Origin of the sequence: Xenorhabdus yunnanensis, assembly GCF_028598805.1 — a bacterium.
In the GTDB taxonomy this organism is placed as follows: Bacteria; Pseudomonadota; Gammaproteobacteria; order Enterobacterales; family Enterobacteriaceae; genus Xenorhabdus; species Xenorhabdus yunnanensis.
The window spans coordinates 1-249 of record NZ_JAQRFI010000317.1; the positions used below are offsets into that span (position 1 = coordinate 1).

The following is a 249-nucleotide window of genomic DNA, read 5'->3' on the forward strand; positions in this document are numbered from 1 at the left end:
GAACAGGAGCGCGTTAACGATCAGGCAAGGCTAGACGACAACACCTATGCGTGGATATGGGAAGGTGCCTATCTGGAGAACTCGGATAAGCAGGTGCTGGCGAACAAATACCAGATTGAAGAGTTTTCTGATGACTTATGGCAGAAAGCCGACAGGTTGTTATTTGGGGGCGACTTTGGCTTTGCGAAAGACCCTAGCACGCTACTTCGCATGTTCATTTTAGATAACTGCCTCTACATAGAACATGAG

At 47.8% G+C, this 249-nt stretch carries 1 pseudogene; it reads left to right on the top strand.

Annotated elements, in window-relative coordinates:
• Positions 1-249 (top strand): annotated as a pseudogene (locus tag PSI23_RS22415) (PBSX family phage terminase large subunit); the annotation flags it as partial.